This is a genomic window from Achromobacter semiaridum (genome assembly GCF_053543755.1).
In genome coordinates this window covers 228,119-254,686 of record NZ_JBLVOL010000137.1, presented here as the reverse complement: position 1 = coordinate 254,686, position 26,568 = coordinate 228,119, and the positions used below count along the sequence as shown (strand labels likewise).

Sequence of the window (26,568 nt, the reverse complement as noted above, 5' to 3'; positions counted from 1 at the left end):
CGCGGGGCCTTGTGCATCAAATCATGCGGGCGGGTTTATTCGCCGAACTTGATGCCTTGCGCCAGCGGCAGGTTGCGCGAGTAGTTGATGGTGTTGGTGGCGCGGCGCATGTAGTTGCGCCAGGCGTCGGAACCGGATTCGCGGCCGCCGCCCGTTTCTTTTTCCCCGCCGAAGCCCCCCGCCGATTTCCGCGCCGGACGTGCCGATGTTGACGTTGGCAATGCCGCAGTCGGAACCAGAGGCGGACAGGAAGGTTTCGGCTTCGCGCAGGTCGTTGGTGAAGATGGCGGACGACAGGCCTTGGGGCACGCCGTTTTGCAGGGCGAGCGCGTCGGCAAATTCCTTGTAGCGCATCACGTACAGGATGGGCGCGAAGGTTTCGTGGCAGACGACGTCGGTCTGGCCGGGCATTTCGGCGATGGCGGGACGCACGTACCAGGCGTTGGGATATTCGTTTTCCAGCACGCGTTCGCCGCCGGTCACCTTGCCGCCTTGTTCACGCGCGGCACGCAGGGCGTCTTGCATGGCGTCGAACGAGCCGCGGTCGATCAGCGGGCCGACCAGGTGGCCAGCGTCCAGCGGGTTGCCGATGGGGGCGCTGGCGTAGGCTTTGTGCAGGCGTTGGACCAGGGAGTCGGCAACGCTCTCGTGCACGATCAGGCGGCGGGTGGTGGTGCAGCGCTGGCCGGCGGTGCCGATAGCGCCGAACACGATGCCGCGCGCGGCCATGTCCAGGTCGGCGGTGGGGCCGACGATGATGGCGTTGTTGCCGCCCAGTTCCAGCAGCACGCGGCCGAAGCGTTGGGCAACGCGCGGGCCGACCTGGCGGCCCATGCGGGTGGAGCCGGTGGCGGACACCAGCGCCACGGTGTGCGAATCGACCAGCGCTTCGCCGACTTCACGGCCGCCGATCAGCACTTCGGACAAGCCGGCGGGGGCGTCGCCGAATCGTTGCATGGCCTGTGCGAACAGGGCTTGGCAGGCCAGGGCGGTCAAGGGGGTTTTTTCAGACGGCTTCCAGACGACGGCGTTGCCGCAAACGATGGCCAGCGCGGCGTTCCAGGACCACACGGCCACGGGGAAGTTGAACGCGCTGATGACGCCGATGACGCCCAGCGGGTGCCAGGTTTCCATCATGCGGTGGCCGGGGCGTTCGGATGCGATGGTCAGGCCGTACAACTGGCGCGACAGGCCGACGGCGAAGTCGCAGATATCGATCATTTCCTGCACTTCGCCTTCGCCTTCGGCCAGGATCTTGCCGGCCTCCAGGCTGACCAGGCGGCCCAGCGCGGTCTTGTTCTGGCGCAGCGTTTCACCCAGCAGGCGGATCAGTTCGCCGCGGCGGGGGGCGGGCACGTCGCGCCAGGCCAGGCTGGCCTGGCGTGCGCGCGTGATCGCGGAATGGGCCTGGGCCACCGTGTGTTCGTGCACCTGCGCCAGTTCAGCGCCGTCGATCGGGCTGCGCGCGGTCAGGGTACCGCCGGTAAGGGCGTCGGCGGAAAGGCCGAGCGCTTGCAGGATGGTTTGAGGGGTGTCCATGCCGGTTCCTTGGATTGCCGGCGAAACCTGTGCTTCGCCAAGCGGGTTGTGCGGGAAATGCGGGGTTATGCGCGGCTATGCGCGGCTTATGCGTGGCTTATGCGGGTTATGCCTAAGTGGCGATTCGGGAAAAAAATTTACTATACGAAACTCCGGCGTGAATTGCGAAACTTTTTTTCTAAACCGGCTTTAGCGTCTTTTGCCCCTGGGTGGGCGGCGCGGGCCATAGAAAAACCCCTCTTCGAGGTGCATCAGTGGCAGACGCTTTACTTGATGTCCAGGCAGTCACCAAGACGTTCCAGCGCGACGGGCAGCCCCCGCATCTGGCGCTGGACAACGTGGATTGCCAGTTGAATCGAGGCGAAGTCATGGTGATCGTGGGGCCGTCCGGGTCCGGCAAAAGCACCTTGCTGCGCACGCTGAACGGTCTGGAAAGCATCGATAGCGGCACGATCCGCGTGGACGGCGTGTCGCTGACCGACCCCGCCACCGACGTGAACCACTGGCGCACCGAGGTGGGCATGGTGTTTCAGCACTTCAACCTGTTCCAGCACCGTACCGCGCTGGACAACGTTGCGCTACCCCAGCGCGTGGTGCGTGGCCGCAGCCGCGCCGACGCCGAAAAATACGCGCTTGATCTCCTGGGCCGCGTGGGCATGGCCGATTACGGCCAGCGCTATCCCAGCCAGTTGTCCGGCGGCCAGCAGCAGCGTGTGGCGATTGCGCGCGCGTTGGCCATGGACCCCAAGCTGATGCTGTTCGACGAGGCCACCTCGGCGCTGGACCCCGAAACGGTGGGCGGCATTCTTGAATTGATGCGGCAGTTGGCGCGCGACGGCATGACGATGGCGGTGGTGACCCACGAGATGGGTTTCGCGCGCGACGTCGGTGACCGCGCGCTGTTCATGGACGCGGGCCGCATCGTGGAAACGGGCACGCCCGACGACGTGTTCTGCCATCCCAAGGAGCCGCGCACGCGCGCCTTCCTGGACAAGATCCTGTAGTCCAAGCACAGGCCGGTCCGGCAAATCCGGGCGCTGCCGGCCATGCGGCAACACAACGCTTTGCCCGGAATGACAAGGTTTTATCCACCTCTAGGGGACATTCAAATGTTGAAAATCAAACAATGGCTGGGCGTGGCCGGCGTCGCGTTCGCGGCGGCCACGGTGGCGCTGCCGGCGCAGGCCGACGAACTGGGCGACATCATCAAGCGCGGTGAATTGCGCGTGGCGGTGCAGACGTCGGGGCCCCTGATGAGCTTCATGGACAAGACGGGCAAACGCACTGGCCTGGCCGTGGAAGTGGCCAAGCGCATGGCGGACGACCTGGGCGTCAAGCTTGTACTGCAAGACTACGAATGGAAGGGCTTGCTGCCCGCGCTGCTGTCGGGCAAGGCCGACATGGTGGCGGCCGACATGACGCCCACGCCGCAGCGCGCGGCGCAGGTGCTGTTTTCGGCGCCGATGTTCTATGCCGAAACCGTTGCCGTCGTGCCCAAGGATTCGCCCTACAAGTCGTACGAGGAACTGGACAAGGCGGGCGTGAACGTCGGCGTGCTGGGCGCCAGCACGTATGCCGAAGTGGGCAAGAAGATGTTGCCCAAGGCCACCATGAAAGAGTTCTCGGGCGGCAGCGCGCCGGGCGGCCAGGCCTTGTCCAGCGGCCGTCTGGACGCCGGCATCATGTCCATGTCCACCGCCAACCAGTTCCTGGTGGACTTCGGCAACCTGCGCGTCCTGGACGGCGTGATGGTGCGCGAACCGCTGGCCTTTGCCGTCGGCCCCAACGCCTTCCGCCTGAAGTTCTGGCTGGATAACTGGCAAACGCTGAAGACCGCCGACAACACGCTGCCGGATCAGGTGAAGTACTGGTACTCCACCGACTGGAAGAAGGACCACTGATCACGGATCGTTGATTGACGATCACCGATCACGGATTGATAGCGCGGCATAACAGGGGAGGCCGAAGCGCCCATGGACTGGTTGACTGACTATTACAACTGGCGCATCGTCAGCCAGTACACGGGCGAATTCGCCAGGGGCCTGGCCAACACGCTGATCGCGGCGGGCGCCAGCCTGGTGCTATCGGTGTTGGCCGGCGTGCCGCTGGCCTTGCTGCACATGTCGCGCCGCGCCGCCGTGTGGCGGCCGGTCGCGGCCTACGTGCAGTTCATCCGGTCCACGCCTTTGCTGGTGCAGATCTACCTGGTCTATTACGCGGTACCCATGTTGATACCGGGCGCCGGGCGCTGGAGCGAAATGATCCTGGGCATCATGGCCATGACGCTGCACCACGCCGCCTACATGAGCGAGATCATCCGCGTGGGCATCGAATCCGTGCCGCGCGGCCAGATCGAAGGCGCCAAGGCGTGCGGCATGAATTATCAACAGCGGCTGCGCTACGTCGTGCTGCCGCAAGCCTTTGCCAATACGCTGCCGCCCTTGCTGGGGCAGACCGCCGTTCTTATCAAGGACACGTCGTTGCTGTCGCTGATCACGGTGTTTGAACTGGTGGCCGCGGGCGTGCAGATGAACAGTGACCGCATCGTGCCCAGCGAAAGTTTCCTGACGATTGCCGCCGGCTATCTGCTGATCTACGGCGTGATGCTGTTGTTGTCGCGGGGCGTCAGCCTGTGGTTGGCCGGCCCGGCCTGGAACGCGAGGTAAGCATGCTGGATTCCTATCTGTCCACCGCCGGCGTCGTGCTGCCCTTCCTGCTGAAGGGCTTCTGGGAGACGCTGAAGATATCCTTTGTGGCCATCATCGCCGGGTCGTTGCTGGGCTTTGTGATCGGCGTGATCCGCAGCTATCACATACGTGTTATCCATCAACTGCTGGGGCTGTATATCCACGTCCTGCGCGGCACGCCGTTCCTGGTGCAGCTCTACATTTTCTACTTTGTGCTGCCCAGCACCGGTATCGAACTGCTGCATTGGGATTCCGGCACCGCCGCGTTCGTGTCGCTGTCGGTGTACACGTCCTGCTATGTCGCTGAAATCGTCATGGGCGCCATCCAGTCCGTGCCGCGCGGCCAGACCGAAGGCGCGATGACGCTGGGCCTGCGGCCCCTGCAAATCCTGCGGCTGGTGGTGTTGCCGCAGGCCATGCGCCTGATCGTGCAACCGATGAGCGGCGTGTACGTCATGCTGATCAAAAGCACCGCCATCCTGTCGGTGGTCGGCATCACCGAACTGACGCGCCAGGGCGAGGTGTTCATCATCACCTTCCCGGCCAAATCGCTATTCATCTACGGCATGATCGCCGCCATCTATTTCATCTACTGCTACCCGTTGCTGCGCCTGGCCAACTGGCTGGAAAAGCGCCTGACGGGCGGCTTGCAAGGCGCAAGCCTGCACTGACACGGACCGCACCGGCATGGCCTCCGAGTACATCGACACCTATTACAAGCGCACCCTGTCGGGCAGCGATACGCGCTATGCGCCGCTGGCCGGCGTGGCCAGCACCGACGTCTGCGTGGTGGGCGGCGGCCTGGCCGGCTTGTCCACCGCGCTGGAACTGGCCCGGCGGGGGCGCAGCGTCACGTTGCTGGAAGGGCGGCGCATTGCCTGGGGCGCGTCGGGCCGCAACGGCGGCTCGGTGTCGCCCGCGTTCTCGGCCGGCGCCGACGCCATCAAGCGCCATGTGGACGAAGACCATTACCGGCAGCTATACCGGCTGTCGATGGAAGGCGTGGAGATCATCCGCGACAACATCCGCACCCTGGGCATCGCCGACGCGCATCAGGTCGACGGCCGCCTGCGCGTGGTGCGCTACGAAGCCACCGACGCGCTCAAGCAATGGTGCGATGCGCAGCGCCGCGACTTCGGCCGCGACGTGCGCTTTCTGACGCGCGAGCAGGTGCGCGAACGGCTGGTGTCCGATGTCTATCACCAAGGCATCGAAGACCCTTCTTCGTTCCATTTCCATCCGCTGAATTACGCACGCGCGCTGGCCCGCGAATGCCAGCGCCTGGGCGTGCGCATCCATGAAGATTCCCCCGTGACCGGGGCGGCGCTGGACGGCGCGGTCAAGCATCTGAAGACGGCGCAAGGCCAGGTCGACGCGCGCACCGTGGTGTTGGCCACCGGCGGCTACACGGACGACGTCGTGCCGGCGCTGCGCCGCGCCATGTTGCCCATTGCCACCTACATCATGCTGACCGAACCGCTGGGCGACCGTGTAAAGGAAGCCATCCGCAGCACCGCCGCCATCGGCGACGATCGCCGCGCCGGCAACTATTACCGCGTGCTGGATGGCGGGCGCATCGGCTGGGGCAGTAGAATCACCACCCGTGTTGAAGACCCGCCCGATCTGGCCGAGTCCTTGCGCCGGGAATTGCTGTCCGTCTACCCGCAGTTAAAGGGCGTGCGCGTTGAAACCGCATGGTCGGGGCGCATGGCCTACGCCCGCCACCTGATGCCGCAAATCGGCCAACTGGCGCCGGACGTGTGGTACTGCACGGCGTTTGGCGGACACGGCATGAACACCACCTCGATCGGCGGGCGCGTCGTGGCCGAAGGGATCACCGGCGACACGCAGCGCTACAAACTGTTCGCACCCTTTGGCCTGGCCTGGAACGGCGGCGGCCTGGGCACGGCGGCGGTTCAACTGACTTATTGGTCTTACCAGGCGCGCGACTGGTGGCGGGAGCGCACTACGCGGGCATGACAAGGTACACAGGATGCAAGGCAACAAACAAAGCGCATTGGCACAACGGCTGCGAGCCCTGCGCCAGGCGCGCGACTGGACACTGAAACAGGCGGCGGCCGCCACCGGCGTCGCCGCGTCCACGCTGTCCAAAATAGAAAACAGCCTGCTGTCGCCCACCTATGACAACCTGATCAAGATCGCCGCGGGCCTGGAACTGGACGTGGCCGAACTGTTCACCGCGTCCGACGCCCACATGGGCACCGGCCGCCGCAGCCTCAGCCGCCAGGGCGAGGGCCGCCAATACGAAACGCCCTACTACGACCACCGCCTGCTGTGCACGGCCCTGTCGCACAAGCGCATGATGCCGTTCCACACCCGCGTCAAGGCCCGGTCGTTCGACGAATTCCAGGACTGGAGCCGCCACGGCGGCGAGGAATTCGTCTACGTGCTGGAAGGCGAAGTCCAGCTTTTCACGGAATTCTACGAGCCGGCCCGTCTGACATCCGGCGAAAGCTTCTATATAGACAGCCGCATGGGCCACCGCGTCATCAGCCTGAGCCCGGAAGACGCAATCGTGCTGTGGGTGTCGACGCACGCGGATATCGAGGAAGAGTGAAGGCGGCGGCGCGGGAGTAACGGGCCGCCGCAAAGTTTCCCGCAACAAGGTAAAATGCGCCGCCCGGATCTCTTGCCGGGTGTCAAAGACTGCGCGGCAGTAGCTCAGCTGGATAGAGCACGGGCCTTCTAAGCCCGGGGTCGGGGGTTCGAGCCCCTCCTGCCGCGCCAGAATAGTCTGCGAACCCAAGGGCATACCCCTTTCGAAATTCGCTAACAGCTAAATGGACTAATACGCTCGTCGACGGCGTTGCTTTATGGCGCATGCCGGAAGGGCGGCATACCTCCGCGCTGAACGCTGCTGCAATAAAAACGCCCGCAAGTCCGCGGGCGGTCGGCGATTCGTATATTCCTGGCGGGTTACGGCAGGGCCAACAGATAGTCCTTGAAATTGGCGATAGCTATGAAAGCGTTGGGTTGACACCCAAACATGTTGTCGCAGGTAGCAGCCATCTTGATGGTGTGAGTACCGTAAGGACCCGGTTCCTTGATGACCGTGTAAGCCAGCTGCGGAGAGTTGCGCGTGGGGCCATAGGTCTGGATCACCGAGCTGGACACGCTCTGGATCTTGTACGCCCCGTTTTGTGCCAGCCAAACCTGGGCACCATCCCATAGCTTCCCGCATTGCTCAGCGCCTTTCTGCTGCGCTACTAACAACTTTCTGTTGATTTTCAAATCGCCAGCCCCGCCCCGTCCACCTTCAGGACCGGAACCCCCGCCAAATCCACCCCATCAAGACACCGTACGTTGACCGCCCAACCGACAAAGGCCTGCTTTCCCTGCGCCAGCTCTTGAGCCGTGGGCGCGCTGGGCACTCGAAACGGAAGGATCCCGCAGTGCGGACAAAAGTAGTCCTTTGCGGTCTTTGATCCCCACTGATAAACGCTCAAATCATCCAGCGGCGTCAACATGCGCAGTGCTGCGGTCGGTACGCGATGAATCAGCGCGCCACGCCGCTTGCAGATCGAGCAATTGCAGCTGCGGACATGGTCCAGGTTCATGTCCACTTCAAAGCGGCACGCGCCGCAATGGCAGGAGCCTTGATAGGTGCGCATAGGGGTCGTCCGCCTAAAAGGAGTGATTTTAGAGGCAGGGATGGCAAGGCGGGGTGGTACGGCCATCGTCAAATACCGCCATGCTATTCGGCGCAGGCTGCGTTTGCCCTCCACCCCGCCAACACCCGATCACAAACCTCCCCCGCTTGCCCCAGATAAGCCGCCGGATCACTCAAGCGATCCAGCTCTTCCTTCCCAAGCAAACCCCGCGTGCCCTCATGCGCCGCCAGCGCTTCCTGCATCGCAACCTTCAGCGTGCAGTTCCTGCGAACCGCCTCCTTGGACGCCCGTTCGACCAATTCATGCGCTTCGATACGACCCATTCGACCGCCAAGCGCCAGCGCGTACGCTTCGGCCAGAATCAACCCGTTCGTCGCACCAAGATTTCGGGCCATGTTTTCCGGATGCACTTCCAGCCCGTCCAGCATGCCCGCCAGATGCCGTAATGCGCCGCCCGCCAACGCGCAGATCTGCGGCAGGACGTCCCATTCCGCTTGCCAGCCGCCCAACGCGCGTTCGTGTTCCTGCACCATCGCGGACAGCATGGTGGACACCAGCGGTGGCATGCGGGTGGCGGCGGCGAGGATGGCGGCGCTGCTGACGGGGTTGCGCTTGTGCGGCATGGTGCTGGAGCCGCCGCGCCCCGGGCCGGCGGGTTCGGCTAGCTCGGCGATCTCGGTCTGCGCCATCAGCGACACGTCGCGGGCGATTTTGCCCAGCGTGCCGGTCAGCACGCCCAGTGTGGCCGCCAAGTCGGCCAGGCGGTCGCGATGCGTGTGCCAAGGCATGTCGGGCAGCGCAAGGCCCAGTTCTTCGGCCAGGGCGCGCGCGACATCGGGGGCGGTGTTGCCCAGGCTGGCCAGCGTGCCGGCGGCGCCGCCCAATTGCAGCAGGGCGCATTGTTGGGCGTCGTGGCGCAGGCGTTGCCGCGAGCGCGTCAGCGCTTGCAGCCAGCCCGCTGTCTTGGCGCCGAAGGTGGTGGGCAGCGCGTGTTGCAACCACGTGCGGCCGACCATGATTGTGTCGCGATGCGTCGCAGTCAGGCGGGCGCACGCGTTTTGTGCCGCGTCCAGGTCCTGGTCCAGCTGCGCGGCCACCTGTTGCAGTTGCAAGACCAGCGCGGTGTCAAGCACGTCTTGGCTGGTGGCGCCCCAATGCACGAAGCGTGCCGCCTCGGCGTCTGCCTGGCGCACGGCGGCGGTCAGCTGCTTGACGAAGGGGATGGCGATGTTGCCGGCCAGCATGGACGCGGAAGCGATGGCGTCCAGGTCCAGGATGCTGGCGATGTCCTCGGCATGGCAGACCTTGTGGATGCTGCGGGCCGCGCTGTCCGGGATGACGCCGCAACGCGCCTGGGCGCGGGCCAGCGCGGCTTGCACCGCCAGCATCCGCCGGATGGTGCCGGGCCCCGAGAACAAGCCCATGATGTCGCGGTCGGAATAGATCTGTTCGGTCAGGCCGGAAAGAATGGTCATGTTGTGCCCGTTGCTGACGTGGTCAGAGGTCGAAGAACACGGTCTCGCCCGCGCCCTGCAAGACGACGTTCCAGCGCAGTACGCCGTTGTCCGACGCCTGCGCGATCAGCGTGCCGCGGCGCGCGGCGGGCGTCTGGCGCAGCACCCAATCCTGTTCGTTGGCTTGTGCCTCGTCCGGAAAGTACAGGCGGGTGGACAGATGCTTGAGCAGGCCGCGCATGAACAAGGAGACCAGCAGATGGGGGGCTTGCAGCGAGCCGTCGGGCGCGGGCACGCCGCCGGGCTTGATCGTGGTGAAGCGGAACGAGCCGTCCGCTTCAGTGGGTACGCGCCCGAATCCCGTAAAGCCTGCTGCGCCGGCGTTGTCCGCATAGCGCGGGTCATCCGGGTGGCGGTACACGCCGCGCGCGTCGGCCTGCCAGATTTCTATCATGCCGTCGGGCACCGGGTTGCCCTGGCCATCGATGATGCGGCCTTCAATCACGACCGGGGGCGCGCCCAGGTCGGGCTGGCCCGCCGTCAAGTCCGCACAGTTCAGTCCGGACAGGCCGATGTGCAGGTAGGGGCCGACGGTTTGCGAGGTAGTGGGGTAGAGCATGCATTACTCCATCGGGGTAGCGTTACGGCCGCGCAGCACGATATCGAAGCGGTAGCCCAGCGCGTAGTCGGGCACGGTGGTTTCCCAGTCAAGCGTGGCGACCAGGCGGGCGCGCGCCTTGGCGTCCGGCACGCATTGGAAGATGGGGTCAAATTCCAGCAGCGGGTCGCCGGGAAAGTACATCTGCGTGACCAGCCGCGTGGCGTACGCACGGCCGAACAACGAAAAGTGGATGTGCTGCGGCCGCCAGCCGTTGTAATGGTTGCCCCAGGGGTAGGCGCCCGGCTTGATCGTTTTGAACTGATAGCGACCGTGCGCGTCCGTGACCGTCCGACCTTCGCCGCTGAAGTTGGGGTCCAGCGGGGCGTCGTGCTGATCGCGTTTGTGCAGGTAGCGGCCGGCGGCGTTGGCTTGCCAGATTTCGATCAAGGCATCGGGCACGGGCCGGCCGTTCTCGTCCAGCACGCGGCCCGACACGATGATGCGTTCACCGATGGCGTCGGCGTTGGCGATGCGCGTCAGGTCGTTGTCGCCCTGCTTGACGAAGGCGGCGCCGAATGCGGGGCCGGTGATTTCGGACAGGGTCTGCGGCACCGCGATCAGCGGTTCGTTTGGTGAACGCAGCAGCGTGGAACCATAAGCGTCGAAGCGGTAAGCGGGCTGGGTGTTCCAGAACGGACGCCGGTATTGGGCAAGATCGGACATTGCGAAAATTCTCCTATGTGTAGCGGATCAGGGCGTGCGATACGGTTGTGCGGGTGTAGGCCTGACCCGCCCCGCACAACGCCTGCGCATCACCCGCCGAACCAGCGCGCGGGCACGATCACCAGCGCCGGGAAAACGACCATTAGGAACATGATGGCGAACTCCGCCGCCATGAAGGGCATGACCCCGCGTGTGACGTCGTCCATCTTCATCTTGCCCACGCCCGCCACCACGTTCAGCACGGTGCCTACGGGCGGCGTCACCAGGCCGATCGAGTTGTTGATGATGAACAGCACGCCGAAATACACCGGGTCGATGCCGGCCGCGCGCACCACCGGCATCAGCACGGGCGTCAGGATCAGGATGGTGGGCGTCATGTCCATGGCGGTGCCCACCACCATCACCAACACCATGATCGCCGCCATCAACAGGATCTTGTTGCCGATGAATGGCTGAAGCATGTCCACGACTTTGGCGGGCAGGTCGGCCACGGTGATCAGCCACGCGCTGACCATGGCGGCGGCAATCAGGAACATCACGATGGCGCTGGTCTTGGCGGCCGACACGAACACCGCGTACAACTGGTTCAGCTTCAGTTCGCGATAGACCAGCGTCGATACCAGCAGCGCGTAGGTGGCGGCCACCACGGCGGCTTCGGTCGGCGTGAAGACGCCCATACGCAGGCCCACCAGGATGATGACCGGCAACGTCAGCGCCCACAGCGCCTTGCGCGCCGCCGTGCCGATTTCCTTGGCGGATTTACGCGGCGGCGGCACCACTTTTTCACGGCGGACCAACCAGGCCCAGGTCAGCCACAAGGCGCCGCCAATCAGCAAGCCGGGAACGATCGCAGCCATGAACAGCTTTGAAATCGACACGTTCGCGGCCACGCCGAAAATCACCAAGCCGATGCTGGGCGGGATCACCGGGCCGATCACACCGGTGGCTGCAATCAAGCCGCCGGCCGTTGATTTCTTGTGGCCCGCGCTGACCATCATCGGCAGCAGCAAGGCGGTCAACGCCGCCGCATCCGCCACGGCGGAACCGGACAAGGCCGACAACAGGCAGCCGGCCATGATCGTCACGTAGCCCAGGCCGCCCTTGACGTGCCCGACCAGCGCCAGGGCCAGGTCCACGATGCGTTTGGACAGGCCGCCCACGTTCATGATTTCGCCGGCCAGCATGAAGAACGGCACCGCCAGCAGCGGAAAGCTGTCCGCGCCGCCGATGACGTTCTGCGCCAGGATCTGCGAATCAAAGATATCCAGATGCCACATCAGCGCCACACCGCTGGCCAAGAGCGCAAAGGCAATGGGCACGCCCAACGCCATCACGCCCAGCAGCGACCCGATGAATACGAAGATGGTCATGCGCTTCTCCCCGGCGCGCCGTGGTTGGCGTCGTCCAGAATCTGCTTGAGCTGCACGGCTTCTTCGGATTCCTGGACCATGATCAGGTCCTCTTCGCGCAGCTTGCCGGCCAGCACGCGATAAAGATCCACCGCGATGATCAGCCCGGCCAAGGCCGAGAACACCAGCCCCGCCACATACACGATCGCCATCGGCAAACCGCTGACCGGCGCGCTGACGTCCGCGTTGATCACGGCCTGTTCCCAGCTGCCCTTGAACATCAGGCCCACGATGTACAGCATGATGATCTGGCCCACGACCAGGCATATTTTCTTGCCCGCCGTCGGCAGCTTGGCCACCACCATATCCATGCCCAGGTGGCCGCGTTCCTTCAGCGCGATGACGGCGCCCAGGAACGTCAGCCAGATGAACATCCAGCGCGATAGTTCTTCCGACAAGGTGATGCCGGAATTGAACCCGTAGCGCGCGACGACGTTGCCGAAAACCAGCACCACCATCGCCGCCAACAGCAGCGCGATGGCCAGTTCCAGCACGCGGCACGCGACCGCGATGAACCCGTCTATGAGGACCATGAGGCCGCCCCCTTCAGCGTGGGAAGAAGCGTGCGCGAAGTCATGCGCGCGCTTCTTTCAGGATGTCGACCAGCCCGCGCAGCGCCGTCAGGTAAGAATGCGGCCCCAACCCTTGCACGGTGCCGCGCACCGCCGGCGAAATGATCGAATGCGCGCGCCACGTTTCGCGCGCGGCGATGTTCGACATATGCACTTCCAGCGTGGGGAAGGGCATCGCCTTGATCGCGTCGTGCAGCGGCACGCCATGCTGCGTCAGCCCGGCCGGATTGACCAGCGCACCTTGCGCCGCGTCGATGTTCTGGTGCAGAAAATCGATCAGTTCGCCTTCGTGGTTCGATTGCAGCGTGGCCAGTTCCACGCCCAATTCCTCGGCCAGCGTGGCCAGGCGCTGGTTGATTTCAGCCAGGGTGGTGGTGCCGTAAATGTGCGGCTCGCGGCGCCCGAACAGATTGAGGTTCGGGCCATGCAAAACAAGAATCTTCATGATGGATACGCCGGTGCGTTTACTTGCGGATGCGTGCGAGTTCGTCGTTGTAGAGCTTGACGATGGCGGGGTCGTAGCTGCCGGTGAAGTGTTCAACGACGGGCTTGACGACCTGCTGCATGCGGACTTTTTGCGCGGGCTCGATCGTGTTGTATTGGATGCCCTTGGCTTGCAATTGCGCCACGGCCTTTTGCGCCGCTTCACGGCTGACGTTGCGCTGGTAACCGCGCGCCTCGTCGGCCGCCTCTTGCATCATGCGCTGTTCGGTGGGCGACAGCTTGTCCCAGAATTTCTTGCTGACCAGCACGATGTTGGCGGCATACACGTGGTTGGTCGCGCTGACGTACTTCTGCACTTCGTAGAACTTGTTCGACAGAATCACCGAGTACGGATTTTCCTGGCCGTCCACCGCTTTGGATTCCAGCGCGCCGTACAGTTCGGCAAACGGCATGGGTACGGGGTTGGCCTTGAACGCCTTGAACGTGTCCAGGAATACCGGGTTGGGAATGACGCGAATCTTCAGGCCCGCCAGGTCTTCCGGCTTGGTGATGGCGTGCTTGGAGTTGGTCACGTTGCGAAAGCCCAAGTCCCAGAAACCCAGCGCCACCAAACCCTTTTCGGGCAACTTGGCGATCAGCGCGCGGCCCAGTGGCCCATCCAGCAGCGCGTCCGCCTGGCCGAAGTCGGTGACCGAAAAGGGCAGGTCTACCAGCCCGAATTCCTTGACGATGCCGGCCAGCGACGTGGATGCCGGCGCCGACATTTCCTGCACGCCGCCTTGCAGGCCGGACTGCTGCTGCATTTCATTGCCCAGCTGCGAGGCGGGGAATTCCTTCACCTTCAGTTTGCCGCCGCTTTTGCTGGCAAGAATTTCTGCAAACTTCTGCACGCCCGCGCTCACGGGGTGATCGGTGTTGTTCAGGTGACCGAAGCGGATGGTGCGTTCCTGAACGTCTTGCGCGTGGGCCGTCATGGCGGTCGAGCACAGCAGGCCCATCAGGCCCAGGCAGAAAATGCGGGTCTTCATCGTTGTCTCCTTCCGTGATTTTTTTGGAATGTTCTCGATGTCTTGGAGGACTCGGTAGTGGAATGTAATTCCGAGTGGAATAGTTTTCCACCTAGGGTTATCATCCATCACCCCATTACTTGTTGAGATGACATGGCCGGAGTCCTCGAACGCGCGCTTGCCGTCATGGAGCACCTTTCCTCCAGACCCGAAGGCGTGCCGCTAGCCTCGCTGGCGCAGCAGCTGGAGATCCCCCAAAGCGCCGCCCATCGCTTGCTGACCGACCTGTGCCGTTGCGGCTACGTCAGGCAGATCCGCGACCACGGCGACTACGCGCTGACCGCCCGGGTGGCGTCCATCGGACTGAGCTATCTGGCGGCCACCGGCATCGTCGATATCGCCCAGCCGCTGGTCGACCGGCTGGCTGATATCTCGGGCGAGCTGGTGCGCCTGGCCATCGTCGATAACGAAAGGCTGACGTGGGTCGCCAAGGCGCAGGGCGCGCGTCACGGCCTGCGCTATGACCCGGAAATGGGATCGGACGCGCGGCTGTCGTGCAGCGCGTCCGGGCACGCGTGGATGTTGACGATGTCGGACGAACGCGCGCTGGATCTGGTGTCGCGGCAGGGCTTTGGTTCCCCCGCGGAATATGGCCCGAACGCGCCCACCACGATTGCGGCATTGACGAAGATGCTGCAAGCCGGCCGCAAGCGCGGCTACGCAATGATCAACGAAGTGTTCGCACCCGGCATGACTGCCATGGCGGCGCCCGTGCAGCGCAAAGGCGAAGACGCCATCGGCGTGCTTAGTATCGCGGGCCCCGCCATGCGGCTGACCGAAGCGCGCATGCTGGAACTGGGGCCGCAGTTGCTGGCGGCCACCGAAGAGTTGGCGCTGGCAAGCCTGGCGTCGCCGATGTTCCGAAAGCGCTTTCCCATGCAGGGCCGTAACGACGGCGACGACACGGCAAAGTAGGCGGTGTTTGGACCCAACCGCGTAAGTTCGGACCCGTGCACGCCGCTCCCCGGCTATCGCGCGCTAGTCCTTTACTGCCGGGCCATTGCCCCACGTGCCCACGCGCGCCGAGCGCAGTAGCGGCGATGCCTCTCCCGCCTGTGCCAACTCACTGGCCGCGCGCAGCAGCGCCGGCCCGAATTTTTCCATTGCCTTCAGCGTCAAGCGTTGCGACGGGCCGGCCACTATCAGGATGCCCGTGCTGGCGTGGCCGGGGCGGCGAACCGGCGCGGCCATCGCGCTCATGCCCGACGCATAGACGTCTTGCAGCATGCTGTAGCCGCGCCGGCGGTGGCCATCCAGGCTGGCTAGCAGCGCGCGGATCGACGTGGGCGCGTTCGGCCCGAAGTCGCGCGGCTTGCCCAGCCCTTGTTCGGTGACATAGGCAATGGCCTGGTCCTCCGGCAACGTCATCAGCCAGGCGTGGCCGGCCGCGCTGCAAGACAGGCGCAGGTCGATGCCCATGTCGGGGTCGTACAGCAGCCCGGACTTCGCCCCTTGCGCCTTGGCAACCAAGGTCAGGCGCTTGCCGTCGACGATGGCCAGCCGCACCAGTTCGCCGGTTGCCAGCGCGAAGCGGTCAATGACCGGTTGCGCAATGTCGACCACGCCCGAACGCCCCAGAAAGCTCAGGCCCATCGACGCCAGCTTGGTCGTCAGCGCATACTCGCCGCGCACCGGCGTCTGCCGCACATAGCCATACTTCATCAACTCGTGCAGGGTGCGGTGGCAGCCGCTGCGCAATTGGTTCAGGTCGTCGGCCACCGTCGCCAGCGCGACGCCGTCGGGGTGGTTGGCCAGGTATTCAAGCAATGCCAGTGTCTTTTCTATTGCCCCGCTCATGCAAGCTCCCTGGGTTGGCCACCATGAAAAATCCGCGCGCCGGATGCCGAAGAATTCAAATTTTGAATTCGTCAAAAATTTGAACGGCATTCAAAATTATGCCCTAAGCTCGCAGCGAAATAGTCCTTGCCGACACCAAACAAGAGGGGTTGTGATGCAGATTGGAAAGCCGTTATTTCGCCTTGCCGTAACTGCCGCCGCATCCCTGTCGGTTTGCCTGGCGCTGACAGCCACCGTGGCCGCGCAAGAGATCAAGGCGCGCACCATGAAGTTTGCATTCAGCTTGGCGGCGGATCATCCGTTGGGGCAGGGCGCGCAGAAATTTGCCGACCTGGTCGCCGAGAAAAGCGGCGGCAAGATGAAGGTGTCGATCTATGCCAACGCCGTGCTGGGGGGCGACCCGCAAAATCTGTCGGCGGTGCGCGGCGGCACGCTGGACTTCACGTCGATGGCTACCGGGCTGCTGGCCGGCATCGACAAGCGCTTCATGGTGTTCGACCTGCCTTTTTTGTTCAACGACGCGAGCGAAGCTTATGCGGTGTCCGATGGCCCGGTGGGCAAGCGTCTGCTGGACGGCTTGGCCGACCACGGCCTGGTCGGCCTGGGTATCTGGGACCTGGGCTTTCGCAATATGACCAACAGCCGCCGCCCGATTACCGGCGTGCAGGATTTTCAGGGCTTGAAGATCCGGGTGATTGCCGCGCCCGTCTATATCGAGATGTTCAAGACCCTGGGCGCCAATCCGGTGCCGATGACGTTCGGTGAAGTCTATGGCGCGTTGGAGTCCAGGGCGATCGACGGGCAGGACAACCCCGTGGGCGTGATCCAGTCCGCGAAGTTCGCCGAGGTGCAGAAGTATCTGTCGCTGACGCGGCATATCTATACCGGCATGCCTTTCCTGATGAGCAGGAAGACGTGGGATGGCATGTCGCCGGCCGAACGCCAGATCATCCTGGACGCGGCCAACGAAGCCAAGTCGCAAGAGCGCAAGATCTCGCAGGCCAAAGAAGCCGTGGCCATCGACGACTTGCGCAAGCTGATGCAGGTGAACGAGCCGTCGCCGCAAGCGGTCGACGGCCTGCGCCAGGCCGTCAAGCCGGTGGTTGACAAGTTCGCCGGCGAGATCGGCGCGGACGTGATGCAGCAGGTGGCCACGGAGTTGTCCGCGCTGCGGGCAAAGCGCTGATCATGGCGCTATTGGGCTGCGCCGCCATCGCCATGTGGTGGGACATCGCGCCGGCCTGGCGCGCGGAATTCGAAGACTGGCACTCGCATGAACACTTTCCCGAACGCATGGGGGTGCCGGGTTTTCTGCGCGGCTCGCGCTGGGTCAGCGCCCATGGCGGCGTAGGCTTTTTCGTCATGTACGAACTGGACGCGTACGGCACGCTCAGCTCGCCGGCTTACCTGGGCCGGTTGAATCGGCCGACGCCCTGGTCCACCAAGCTGATGCCGCAACATCGCAACATGATCCGCAGTCAGTGCCGGGTGCTGGAAAGTGTGGGGGGCGGTTTGGCCCGGTATGCGTTGACCATCCGTCTGTCACCGCGCGCGGGTGCGCAGGACGCATTGCGCGCCTATCTGAAAGCGCATGCCGCGGCCAGTTGCGCGCGCCCGGGCATTTCCGGTGCGCATCTGCTGATGACGCAGACGCCGGCAATTGCGCAAACGACCGAGCAAGCCATACGCGGCGCGAAGGACGGTGTTGCCGATTGGATCTATGTCGTCAACGGCTACGACATCAACGCGGTCACCGCCTGCGAAGGGGACGTGCGCAACGCCGAAGCACTTGCGGTGCACGCCGACCCGGCCGCCGCGTGGTCGGACATTTATTGTTTGTCGCATACGTTCGAATCGTATGGACCGGGGCCGGCAAGGCAAGGAGTAACGTCAAAGTCGTAATGCAAAATAGCGGGGGCACGCTACTACGCAGGTTTCGGCAAATGCTAATCTCAAACAACCGTTTTATCGGCGCACCCATTTTTCAAAGGCCCGCCCATGCCCTCTATTGATCCGTCCCTTTCCTCTTTGACCCTGAAAACCAGCGAAGACGGCCTGCGTTATCTGCAAGGCTATGTCGACACGCCGGACATTAACGGGGGCCAGGTCTATGTGTCCGTTCAGGTGTTGGCGGACTCTCGCGACAATGAGGCCGCGACGGCGGCCTTCACGCGGATCATGCAGGACCTGGGCACGTGGATCGGCAAGGCGACGGCGTATCTGGAAGACCTGTATCGCAGCGATCCGGACGTGCTGGGGTGTGACGCATCGTTCCAGCTTCCCGCGGGCGTGCCCCTGGTGGGCGGCCCGGAAGTCATCTTTCATGGTGAGGAAGACTGGTCCATTCTGTTCGAGCAGGGGGTGTTTCCCATCTGCGAGCCCTACGGCATCATGGTCAACTTCCAGGACGGCGAAGTGGCGGATTTCACTGACCTGTCGGGCGTCGAAGACGACTGACGGCCAAGCCGCGCTGCTACGACTTGGAACGATTTTTTGACGTTTGCCTTGCTATAAATAGGGCTGATAAAGCCACGGGCCAGGGAAAATGTTGATTCGATTGTTTAGCCGCCATAGCGTGGCGCTGTTGCTTGCCGCACTGATATCCGCCTGTTCGTCCACGCCGCCCACCCCGACCGGTTCCAGCGAAGCCGCCAAGGTTGCCGCATCCGAGCGGGTGGTCAGCGACAACTGCAAGATTCTGCGCAGCCGCTGCATCTTTGAAGGGTCTTACGATGCGGGCGAACGAAATTATGCCGAACTGGAAGCCAAACGCCTGAACAAGGCGGAATTGGATCGGCTGCGGCGCATGGCGCAGTAGCCTCAAAGCGCGCCAGCAATCGCGCGCGGTACGCAATTGTCTCGGTGGCGCCGCAAGCCGTCGGGCCACATCGCACGCGCTATCTCCGTATGCCGAAAGTCTTATTAATGTGCATTATCTGCATGGATTATCTCGCTGGCGGATTATTACAGAATAATCCGCAATAAAGTTAACGCGTTAGATACTTTCTGTCTGGTTTGATTGCCTTTCCTAAACTTCGGGGACGCATCCCTCACTACACTTCGCGGTCCGTATAGAAATGCGAATCCGGGATGTTCAATAGGGCGGTGATAGTGCATGTGGCTGTGTTACTTGTGCTCTGGCCATCACAAAAAATAAGGCAGGAGATAATCTGTGTGCAATACCCCCTTAGTACCCGAATCATCGTGCTGATCCAAAAAGACATTTATATGAAATGGAACGCGCCGGCGCAGAGTGGCTGTACATCGGAATCCGAGCACAGCGCCGCGCGGATAAGGCCGGTAACCGGCGTTCGCGGCTGAAAAAGCCGCCTTCTAACGCGGCGGCGCTTGCCGTTCAAGCTCGCGCACGATCTTGTCTTTCAGTGCCAGCAAGTCCGCCGCGTGCTGCCTTTCCACGGACGTCGCGGTGTCGTCCGTCATCAAGCTCAGGTTCAATGCCAGCGTCGGGCCTCCGGGCACGCGCAGCGGGGTGGACATGGCGACAACGCCGGGCTGCCACGACGCCACGCAATAACCCGCCGAGGTCACTTTAGCGATCGCACGATCAATATCCGCGCGTATCGGTTTCCACGATGCGCTGCGATACCCCGACATTATTTTCTTGAGTAGCGCGTGGCGCTCTGCTGCCGGGCGTGTGGCCAGATACGCGCGGCCCAAAGACGTGAGTTCCATCGGAACACGTTGGCCCGCCACGATGGTGCGAAGGGACGCCCGGCGGTTATAGCGGATGGATTCCAGATAAACCATTTCGGTGCGGTCGGCGCTGGCAAGGCCGATATTGACGTGCAGTTTGTTGGAGACGTCTCGCATGGTTGGCGTAGCGGCGTTCAATACCGGCGACGCCGCGCGCATGGCGTGGCCCAGGCTTAACACCGGCGCGGCCAGGCGGTAGGCGCGCGCGCCGCGCTCATATTCCAGAAAGCCGCTGGTGACCAGCGTCTGCGTCAGCCGGCTGACCGTGGCCGCTGACAGGCCGGTGCGTTCGGCAAGCTCGCCATTGCCCAGCAGGGCGGTGCCGGGCTTGAATGCCCGCAGGATTTCCAGGCCACGGGCCAACGATCGGTTCTGGCCGACGCCATCGAATCGTTGCGGCGCGTGGGCCGGGTCATCGGGTGTCAAAGTTGCCATCGGTCAAAGCCGCCATTGTCGAATCCTTCATCGTCGAAGCCCGCACAGCCAATTCCACCAGATGGAATTGCCCCCGTGTTTTTCCCCACTGTAGCGCCTACCGTGTCGATATCGCCAGCGAAAAAAACATCGGATCGCGCTGGCCTATCGACCCAGACGGAGCAACAAGATGGCGGACTACGAATTCATCAAACTGCATGCGGACGGCGGCGTGGCAACGCTGACGCTGAACCGGCCAGAGAAGCGCAACGCCATCAGCGACGGCATGCGCGCCGAACTGATCCATGCGCTGGAAGCCGTGGCCGCCGACCGGGGCACCAAGGCGCTGGTGCTGACCGGCGAAGGCAAGGGCTTCTGCGCGGGCGGGGACATTTCCGGCATGCAGCGTCGCATGGAGGCGCCGTCGGGTGACATCGCCTTCAATGGGTGGTCGCGGCAGCAGCGCGTGCACCATGCGGTCAGCCTGCTGTTTCGCATGCCCAAGCCCACCATTGCCGCCGTCAACGGCGCGGCCGCCGGCCTGGGCGCGGACACGGCGCTTAGCTGCGATTTCATCGTGGCGTCGGACAGCGCGTCGTTCACCTGGAGCTACATCGCGCGCGGCTTGATTCCCGATGGCGGCGGCATGTTTTTCCTGCCGCGCCGCGTGGGGCTTGCCCGCGCCAAGGACCTGATCTATTCCGGCCGCAAGGTCTTGGCGCAAGAAGCCCTGGCGCTGGGCATCGCGGACCGGCTCGCCCCGGCCGGCGACGAAGTGCGCGCGGCGCAGGCCTGGGCCGCCGAACTGGCCAAGGGCTCGGCCACCGCGTTGGCGCTAAGCAAATCGATACTGGACCAAAGCTCCGAGCTGACCGCCGACCAGGTTTTCGCCATGGGCAGCCAGGCGCAGGGCATCTGCTACACCAGCACGGAACACCGCGAATCCGTTGCGGCCTTCCTGGCAAAGATGGCCGAGGCGAAGATGGCCCAGGCCAACACGGCGTCGGGCCGTGCCGCCGGAGACGCGCAATGAGCGGCATACAGAAATTGCTGCGACCGCGCAGCGTCGCGGTCGTGGGGGCATCGGCGGACCCGGCCAAGACGTCGGGGCGGCCCGTGGCCTATCTGCAAAAGCACGGCTTTGAAGGGCGCATTTATCCCGTCAACCCCAAAGCGTCAGAGATTGGCGGGCTGCGTTGCTATCCCGACATCCGCTCCTTGCCGGAAGCGCCGGACGTGGCCATCGTGCTGCTCAGCGCTGAACGGACGCAGCAAGCCATTGCCGAACTGGCGGCCATGGGCACGGGCGCGGCCATCGTGCTGGCCAGTGGCTATTCGGAAACCGGCGAGGCGGGCGCGCGCCGTCAGCGCGAACTGCGCGAGGCGGCGGGCAGCATGCGCATCCTGGGGCCGAACACCATCGGCCTGGTCAACCTGACCGACCGCATCACCTTATCGGCCAGCGGCGCGTTGGAAGTGGATGAACTGACCAGCGGGGCAGTCGGCTTGGTGTCGCAAAGTGGCGGCATCCTGGGCGCGTTGCTGTCGCGCGCGGCAGCTCGCGGCATCGGGTTTTCCAAGCTGATCTCCACCAGCAACGAGGTTGATCTGGATCTGGCGGATTTCGTGGATGCGTTGGTGGACGACCCGGCCACGCGCGTCATCGCGCTGTATGTCGAGAGCATCCGCAACCCCAAGACGTTTCGCGCGGCGGCGCGCAAGGCGGCGGCGGCCGGCAAGCCCATCGTGGCGTTCAAGATCGGCCGCTCGGAATCCGGCGCGCAGGCGGCGGCCTCGCATACGGGCGCCTTGGCTGGGGCCGACGCCATGTACGATGCGCTGTTCGACGAGACCGGGATCATTCGCGCGCAGACGTTTGCCGAGCTGCTGGACATGCCCGCCGCGCTGGCCGGCGATCGCAAGCTGCGCGGCGATCGCGTGGCGATCCTGACGTCAACGGGTGGGGCGGGCACGCTGGTGGCCGACAGCCTGGGCATGGCGGGCTTTGAACTACCCGCGCCGGACGCCGCCACGGGCGCCGCCTTGCGCGCGCTGCAAACGGGCGACCACGCCGCGCTGGATCGCAACCCGATCGACGTGACGCTGGCCGGTTTGCAGCCTGACTTGCTGCGTAACGCCATCCGCATCGTGCTGGAAAGCGATCAGTACGATGCGCTGGTCGTCATCGCGGGATCTTCCGCCGTGGCGCAGCCCGAGCTGATGGCGGGCGCGCTGCGCGATTCGCTGACGCGTGACGGCAAACCGGTGCTGGCGTATATCAGCCCGCACGCACCACGCGCCGCTGAAGTCCTGAGCCGCTACGGCGTGCCCGCTTTTCCCGCGCCCGAAAGTGTCGGCGCGGCGTTGTCCGCCATGCGGCGGGTGCAGCGTGGCAAGCCGCGCCCGGTGCGCGATGGTGCGCCGTCCCGCGCGGCTTCGCCCATGTTTCTGGAACCGCACCAGGCGCTGAACGAAGCAGAGGCCAAAGCGTTGTTCGCGCAGTTCGGGATACCGGGCGTGCGAGAAATCATCGTCAATGCCGACGCCGAAGCCGAAGCCACCCGCGTGGCCCACACACTGGGTCCGCGCGTGGTGCTCAAGCTGCTGTCGCGCGACATCACCCATAAGAGCGACGTGGGCGGCGTGGCCGTCAATGTCGCGCCCGAGGACATTGCGCAGCGGGTGCGGCAGATGCGCGCCGACGTGCAGCGGCACACCGGTACCCCGCCCGACGCCTATCTGGTGCAAGAGATGGTCACCGGCGCGGCCGAGCTCATCGTCGGCCTGCATCACGACCCGCTGGGCACGGCGATATTGCTGGGCATGGGCGGCGTGGTGGCCGAGCTGGTGCGCGACACCACCTTGCTGCTGTTGCCCGACGACGGCGCGGCCTTGGCGGCGGATGACGTCGAGGCGGCGCTGCGGCGCTTGAAGACCTGGCCCTTGCTGGATGGCTATCGCGGCCGCCCTAAATGCGACGTGCCCGCCTTGGTGCAGGCGGTGTTGGCGTTTGCGCGCATGGCCGGCACCTTGCAAGGCCAACTGCTGGAGGCCGAGATCAACCCGCTTTTCGTCAAGCCGCTAGGGCAGGGCGTCTGCGCGGCTGATGGTGTCGTGGTGATGCAGGGCTAGGCAGGCGCGCCGCCATACCCTCACCCCCTTTTTTTGCCGACGCGCCGCGCAAGATCGGCGCAAAAAAATATCAGGAGACAACGATGAAGACCTACGCCTTTGCCTTGCGGCCCATCAGGGCGATCGCCGCTGCAATGTTGACGCTAGGCGCCGTGGCCGCGCCGCAAGCGCACGCCGCCTTTCCCGACCGGCCATTGCGCATCGTCGTGCCGTTTACGCCGGGCGGCGGCACGGACATCATCGCGCGCCAGCTTGCCAAGGGCCTGACCGACGAACTTGGTCAATCGGTCATCGTCGAGAACCGGCCGGGCGGCAGCACCATCATCGGCACCGAGAATGTGGCCAAGAGTCCGCCCGACGGCTACACGCTGCTGATGGCGACGTTCGCGCATGCGGTCAACCCCGCCATCCACAAGAAGCTGCCCTACGACACCGACAAGGCGTTTGCGCCCGTTGCGCTGATCGGCAAGTCGCCCAACGTGCTGGTGGTGTCGCCCAAGTCCAATTTCAAAAGCGTGCAGGACATCCTGGCCTACGCGCGCGCGCATCCTGGCAAGCTGACGTTCGGTTCTTACGGCAATGGCACGTCGGCGCATCTGGCCGGAGAATTGTTCAAAAGCCTGGGCAAGGTCGACGTCCTGCATGTGCCGTACAAGGGCGCGGGCCCCGGCATCAACGACCTGATGGGTGGGCAGATCGACATGATCTTTTCGACGTCGGCCAGCGTCAGCGGCCACGTCAAGACCGGGCAGTTGCGCGCGCTGGCCGTGACGACCAAAGACCGTTCGCCGTCCTATCCCGGCGTGCCTGCCGTGGCCGAAGCGGGTGTGCCGGGCTACTACGTGGACAGCTGGTACGGCGTGTTCGTCCCGCAAGGCACGCCCGCAGCGGTGGTCGACAAGCTGAACGGCGCGATCAAGAACGTGTCCGGCAAGGCGGATTTTAAGGCGGCGCTGGAATTGGAAGGGTTGGTGGCTGATGTGGGCACGCCTGCCGCGCTGGGGGATTACGTAAAACAGGAAGAAACGCGCTGGAGCAAGATCGTCAGCGAGGCCGGCATAACCGACGCGCCTTAGGAACCGCGCGCTGGCGCGGCGCGGGCGGACGCGCGGATGAGCGCGGTAGCCGGGATACGTAGGCGGGATACGTAGGCGGGATACCGGGCCGGGTACGTAGCCGGAATACGTAGCCGGAATACGTAGCCGGACTACCTGGCCAGACTACCTGGCCGAACTACCTGGCCGGACTACCTGGCCGGGATACCTGGCCGGGAGACCTGGCCGGGATACGGCAGAATCAATGACCGGCGTGCAGGTCCCGCGGCGTGTCCACATCGGCGTGCACGCCGGGGTCGTCCACCGCCAACTCGTGCACGGGATGGCGCAGTAGCAAGCTGCGCGCGCCCACATCGCCCGACAGCGCGGCAAGCTCGGGCCAGAGATCGCGCGCGAAGGCGACGGGGTGGCCGCGCTTGCCTTGCCACGTAGGCGTCACGATGCGATGGCGCGCCGCTGCGGCGGCCACTTGCAGGCAGGTGTCGGCGCGCAACCACGGCATGTCGGCCAAGGCGACAAGGCACGACGACGCGGCGGGAACGCTCTGCCCCTGGGCGGCAACGTCTCGCCCTTTGGGTGAAGAACCCTTGGCCCGGTCAATGGGAGGGCCAAGCAAATGGCGGGCGGCGGTCGCCAGACTGTCGCCCATGCCGTCCGCGATCGCGCCCACCATGACAAGCTCGCATCCTTCCGCTTGCAGCAGCGCGCCCAGCGCCGCTTGGTCGGGTCGAAGCACCGCGATGGTGCGTGACGTGGCGCTGCCCAGCGCGCGGGCTGACGCCACCGCCACCGGCGTGCCATCTTTTAGCTGCGCCATCAACTTGTCTTGACCGGGGGCGTCTGCGGCGTAGCGCCGCCCATGGCCGGCCGCCAGCAAGATGCCGATGCACGCGGCCGAGGGCAAAGCGCGCAACGCGGAAGAGGGGGACGTGGAAGGCGGGGACAAAGAAGGGGCTGACAAGGAAGGGGCGGACAAAGAAGGCGCTGACAAAGAAGGGGCGGACAAGGAAGGGCTGACGAAGATAGTAGCGGCCTAGGCATGGCGCTTGCTGGGCGATCACGATTGACGGTGGGCAGCTGGGAGGTGGAGCGTGGCGTCTCGGACACCCGCGCCACTTCCGACATTCCCCCCGTAATTCGTGAATTTCACTCAACGGTGTATGCGGATTTTGCCTCTTTTCTTGCCGGGTAAGCCACTGTTAGAGTAAGTCCGATATTTCCAAGGGCACCAACATGGAAAGTCTTGATCTACAAGTGTTGGCCGCTATCCAGGCGTGGCGGCGCCAGGGCCACCGGTTTGTGCTGGCCACGGTAGCCGCAACCTGGGGCGCCTCGCCCCGGCCGCGCGGATCGTGGCTGGCGGTGCGCGACGATGGCCGCATTGCCGGGTCGGTATCCGGTGGCTGTATCGAAGACGACCTTATCGAAAAAATGCGGCGCGGCGACCTGTGGCGCGCTGGCCCCTACGCCCTGACGTACGGCGCCACCCGCGACGAAGCCCTGAACTTTGGCTTGCCCTGCGGCGGCATCCTGGAATTGTTGATCGAACCCAAACCGGATGCGGTGCAACTGCAAAGCCTTGCCGACCGCCTGCGCAATGGCGAACTTATCAAAAGATCGTTGAGCCTGGCCGATGGCACCGCGTTGCTGGCGCCTGCCGCGCCGGGCGATCGATTCGGCTGGGATGGCAAGACGCTTACCACGCTACACGGCCCGCAATGGCGCTTGCTGCTGGTCGGGGCGGGCGACATCGCGCGCTATGTGGCGCCGATGGCGCTGGCGCTGGGCTTCGACGTCACCGTGTGCGACCCGCGCGAAGAATATGCCGCGTCTTGGGACGTGCCGGGTACTCGACTTGTCACGACGATGCCTGACGACACGGTGATGGCCCTTGCGCCGGACGTGCACACGGCGATCATCGTGCTGGCGCATGACCCCAAGCTGGACGACATGGCCTTGCTGGAGGCGCTGCCGTCGCCGGCGTTCTTTGTGGGCGCGTTGGGCTCGCGCCGCACCAACGAACAGCGACGCGCGCGTCTGCGCGAACACTTTGGTTTTACAGAAGCGCAGGTTGCGCGCCTGCGCGGCCCGGTGGGCCTGCCCATCGGCAGCCGCACCCCGCCAGAGATCGCGGTGTCGATCCTGGCAGAGCTGACGCAGCAACGTATCCAACAGACGACACAGGCCGCCGCGCATTCCCGCCGGGAATGGGAATGCGGGTTGCTGCAACCCGACCCGAAACCCGACCCGAAACCCGACCCGAAACCCGACCCGCAACCCGACCCGCAGCGCGTCGCCGTCCGCGTCGCCGACTAAACAAAGGGGCAG

27 protein-coding genes, 1 tRNA gene and 1 pseudogene are annotated in these 26,568 nt (G+C 64.4%); 16 read left to right on the top strand and 13 right to left on the bottom strand.

Features of this window, described 5'->3' with window-relative positions:
- Window positions 1–35: 35 nt before the first annotated feature.
- A pseudogene (gene amaB, locus ACNPP0_RS29650) lies at window positions 36–1,539 on the bottom strand (L-piperidine-6-carboxylate dehydrogenase).
- A gap of 254 nt (window positions 1,540–1,793) precedes the next feature.
- Here amaB and ACNPP0_RS29645 point away from each other — a divergent pair.
- The 7 genes from ACNPP0_RS29645 (at window position 1,794) to ACNPP0_RS29615 (ending at window position 6,974) form a co-directional block, all read left to right on the top strand.
- On the top strand, window positions 1,794–2,543 hold the full coding sequence (locus ACNPP0_RS29645) for an amino acid ABC transporter ATP-binding protein (protein WP_448707896.1): 750 nt from the start codon (window positions 1,794–1,796) through the stop codon (window positions 2,541–2,543).
- Window positions 2,544–2,648: 105 nt separating this feature from the next.
- The gene (locus ACNPP0_RS29640) at window positions 2,649–3,440 is read left to right on the top strand and encodes an ABC transporter substrate-binding protein (protein ID WP_448707895.1); all 792 of its coding nucleotides are present in this window, start codon (window positions 2,649–2,651) and stop codon (window positions 3,438–3,440) included.
- A gap of 72 nt (window positions 3,441–3,512) precedes the next feature.
- The gene (locus tag ACNPP0_RS29635; protein WP_332611680.1) at window positions 3,513–4,205 is read left to right on the top strand and encodes an amino acid ABC transporter permease; all 693 of its coding nucleotides are present in this window, start codon (window positions 3,513–3,515) and stop codon (window positions 4,203–4,205) included.
- Between the two features lie 2 nt (window positions 4,206–4,207).
- Entirely contained in the window at window positions 4,208–4,897 is a 690-nt protein-coding gene (locus ACNPP0_RS29630) for an amino acid ABC transporter permease (RefSeq protein ID WP_332611681.1), read from the top strand.
- A 16-nt stretch (window positions 4,898–4,913) separates the two neighbouring features.
- Entirely contained in the window at window positions 4,914–6,206 is a 1,293-nt protein-coding gene (locus ACNPP0_RS29625) for an NAD(P)/FAD-dependent oxidoreductase (protein ID WP_448707894.1), read from the top strand.
- A gap of 13 nt (window positions 6,207–6,219) precedes the next feature.
- Complete coding sequence (locus ACNPP0_RS29620) at window positions 6,220–6,804, top strand: helix-turn-helix domain-containing protein (protein WP_332611684.1); 585 nt, start codon at window positions 6,220–6,222, stop codon at window positions 6,802–6,804.
- Window positions 6,805–6,897: 93 nt separating this feature from the next.
- A tRNA-Arg gene (locus tag ACNPP0_RS29615) sits at window positions 6,898–6,974 on the top strand.
- A 189-nt stretch (window positions 6,975–7,163) separates the two neighbouring features.
- On the opposite strand, the gene ACNPP0_RS29610 is transcribed toward ACNPP0_RS29615, so the two are convergent.
- The 9 genes from ACNPP0_RS29610 to ACNPP0_RS29570 all read right to left on the bottom strand — a co-directional run bounded on the left by ACNPP0_RS29610 (window position 7,164) and on the right by ACNPP0_RS29570 (window position 14,089).
- The gene (locus tag ACNPP0_RS29610) at window positions 7,164–7,478 is read right to left on the bottom strand and encodes a hypothetical protein (protein ID WP_120156467.1); all 315 of its coding nucleotides are present in this window, start codon (window positions 7,476–7,478) and stop codon (window positions 7,164–7,166) included.
- The gene (locus tag ACNPP0_RS29605; RefSeq protein WP_104144068.1) at window positions 7,475–7,858 is read right to left on the bottom strand and encodes a GFA family protein; all 384 of its coding nucleotides are present in this window, start codon (window positions 7,856–7,858) and stop codon (window positions 7,475–7,477) included. Before ACNPP0_RS29605 ends, ACNPP0_RS29610 begins: the two co-directional genes overlap by 4 nt.
- Before the next feature lie 83 nt (window positions 7,859–7,941).
- Window positions 7,942–9,333 carry a 3-carboxy-cis,cis-muconate cycloisomerase gene (locus tag ACNPP0_RS29600; protein ID WP_448707893.1) on the bottom strand — a complete coding sequence of 464 codons (1,392 nt, stop codon included), beginning with the start codon at window positions 9,331–9,333 and terminating at the stop codon, window positions 7,942–7,944.
- Window positions 9,334–9,355: 22 nt separating this feature from the next.
- Window positions 9,356–9,931 (bottom strand): protocatechuate 3,4-dioxygenase subunit alpha, encoded by a 576-nt coding sequence (gene pcaG / locus ACNPP0_RS29595; RefSeq protein WP_332611690.1) that lies wholly within the window; start codon window positions 9,929–9,931, stop codon window positions 9,356–9,358.
- Window positions 9,932–9,934: 3 nt separating this feature from the next.
- Window positions 9,935–10,636 (bottom strand): protocatechuate 3,4-dioxygenase subunit beta, encoded by a 702-nt coding sequence (gene pcaH, locus ACNPP0_RS29590; protein ID WP_332611691.1) that lies wholly within the window; start codon window positions 10,634–10,636, stop codon window positions 9,935–9,937.
- Window positions 10,637–10,725: 89 nt separating this feature from the next.
- Entirely contained in the window at window positions 10,726–12,006 is a 1,281-nt protein-coding gene (locus ACNPP0_RS29585; RefSeq protein WP_448707892.1) for a TRAP transporter large permease, read from the bottom strand.
- Window positions 12,003–12,578 (bottom strand): TRAP transporter small permease, encoded by a 576-nt coding sequence (locus tag ACNPP0_RS29580; protein WP_448707891.1) that lies wholly within the window; start codon window positions 12,576–12,578, stop codon window positions 12,003–12,005. The genes ACNPP0_RS29585 and ACNPP0_RS29580 overlap by 4 nt, the downstream gene beginning before the upstream one ends.
- 40 nt (window positions 12,579–12,618) lie before the next feature.
- Window positions 12,619–13,062 carry a type II 3-dehydroquinate dehydratase gene (locus tag ACNPP0_RS29575; RefSeq protein ID WP_448707890.1) on the bottom strand — a complete coding sequence of 148 codons (444 nt, stop codon included), beginning with the start codon at window positions 13,060–13,062 and terminating at the stop codon, window positions 12,619–12,621.
- Between the two features lie 19 nt (window positions 13,063–13,081).
- Window positions 13,082–14,089, bottom strand: a complete 1,008-nt coding sequence (locus tag ACNPP0_RS29570) for a TRAP transporter substrate-binding protein (protein WP_448707889.1) — start codon at window positions 14,087–14,089, stop codon at window positions 13,082–13,084.
- 132 nt (window positions 14,090–14,221) lie between these two features.
- Between ACNPP0_RS29570 and ACNPP0_RS29565 the strand changes: the two genes are divergently transcribed.
- Entirely contained in the window at window positions 14,222–15,043 is an 822-nt protein-coding gene (locus ACNPP0_RS29565) for an IclR family transcriptional regulator (protein WP_046804884.1), read from the top strand.
- Between the two features lie 63 nt (window positions 15,044–15,106).
- Here the strand turns inward: ACNPP0_RS29565 and ACNPP0_RS29560 are convergent, their stop codons facing one another.
- Window positions 15,107–15,925 carry an IclR family transcriptional regulator gene (locus tag ACNPP0_RS29560; RefSeq protein WP_448707888.1) on the bottom strand — a complete coding sequence of 273 codons (819 nt, stop codon included), beginning with the start codon at window positions 15,923–15,925 and terminating at the stop codon, window positions 15,107–15,109.
- Between the two features lie 154 nt (window positions 15,926–16,079).
- On the opposite strand from ACNPP0_RS29560, the gene ACNPP0_RS29555 reads away from it, so the two are divergent.
- From ACNPP0_RS29555 to ACNPP0_RS29540, 4 genes are all read left to right on the top strand, one after another.
- Window positions 16,080–17,111 carry a TRAP transporter substrate-binding protein gene (locus ACNPP0_RS29555; RefSeq protein ID WP_448707887.1) on the top strand — a complete coding sequence of 344 codons (1,032 nt, stop codon included), beginning with the start codon at window positions 16,080–16,082 and terminating at the stop codon, window positions 17,109–17,111.
- 2 nt (window positions 17,112–17,113) lie between these two features.
- The gene (locus tag ACNPP0_RS29550) at window positions 17,114–17,827 is read left to right on the top strand and encodes a hypothetical protein (RefSeq protein ID WP_448707910.1); all 714 of its coding nucleotides are present in this window, start codon (window positions 17,114–17,116) and stop codon (window positions 17,825–17,827) included.
- A 96-nt stretch (window positions 17,828–17,923) separates the two neighbouring features.
- Window positions 17,924–18,382, top strand: a complete 459-nt coding sequence (locus ACNPP0_RS29545; RefSeq protein WP_448707886.1) for a hypothetical protein — start codon at window positions 17,924–17,926, stop codon at window positions 18,380–18,382.
- A gap of 88 nt (window positions 18,383–18,470) precedes the next feature.
- Entirely contained in the window at window positions 18,471–18,743 is a 273-nt protein-coding gene (locus ACNPP0_RS29540) for a hypothetical protein (protein WP_332611708.1), read from the top strand.
- A gap of 515 nt (window positions 18,744–19,258) precedes the next feature.
- Here the strand turns inward: ACNPP0_RS29540 and ACNPP0_RS29535 are convergent.
- Window positions 19,259–20,074 (bottom strand): IclR family transcriptional regulator, encoded by an 816-nt coding sequence (locus tag ACNPP0_RS29535; RefSeq protein ID WP_448707885.1) that lies wholly within the window; start codon window positions 20,072–20,074, stop codon window positions 19,259–19,261.
- Between the two features lie 169 nt (window positions 20,075–20,243).
- On the opposite strand from ACNPP0_RS29535, the gene ACNPP0_RS29530 reads away from it, so the two are divergent.
- The 3 genes from ACNPP0_RS29530 to ACNPP0_RS29520 all read left to right on the top strand — a co-directional run bounded on the left by ACNPP0_RS29530 (window position 20,244) and on the right by ACNPP0_RS29520 (window position 24,261).
- Window positions 20,244–21,086 (top strand): enoyl-CoA hydratase/isomerase family protein, encoded by an 843-nt coding sequence (locus tag ACNPP0_RS29530; RefSeq protein ID WP_448707884.1) that lies wholly within the window; start codon window positions 20,244–20,246, stop codon window positions 21,084–21,086.
- Window positions 21,083–23,185 carry an acetate--CoA ligase family protein gene (locus ACNPP0_RS29525; protein ID WP_448707883.1) on the top strand — a complete coding sequence of 701 codons (2,103 nt, stop codon included), beginning with the start codon at window positions 21,083–21,085 and terminating at the stop codon, window positions 23,183–23,185. The genes ACNPP0_RS29530 and ACNPP0_RS29525 overlap by 4 nt, the downstream gene beginning before the upstream one ends.
- A gap of 83 nt (window positions 23,186–23,268) precedes the next feature.
- Entirely contained in the window at window positions 23,269–24,261 is a 993-nt protein-coding gene (locus ACNPP0_RS29520) for a tripartite tricarboxylate transporter substrate binding protein (RefSeq protein ID WP_448707882.1), read from the top strand.
- A 220-nt stretch (window positions 24,262–24,481) separates the two neighbouring features.
- Here ACNPP0_RS29520 and ACNPP0_RS29515 read toward each other — a convergent pair whose 3' ends face one another.
- A complete protein-coding gene (locus ACNPP0_RS29515; protein WP_448707909.1) occupies window positions 24,482–25,126 on the bottom strand; it encodes a nucleotidyltransferase family protein in 645 nt (214 codons plus the stop codon).
- A gap of 347 nt (window positions 25,127–25,473) precedes the next feature.
- On the opposite strand from ACNPP0_RS29515, the gene ACNPP0_RS29510 reads away from it, so the two are divergent.
- Window positions 25,474–26,556 (top strand): XdhC family protein, encoded by a 1,083-nt coding sequence (locus ACNPP0_RS29510; protein WP_448707881.1) that lies wholly within the window; start codon window positions 25,474–25,476, stop codon window positions 26,554–26,556.
- Window positions 26,557–26,568 lie beyond the last annotated feature (12 nt).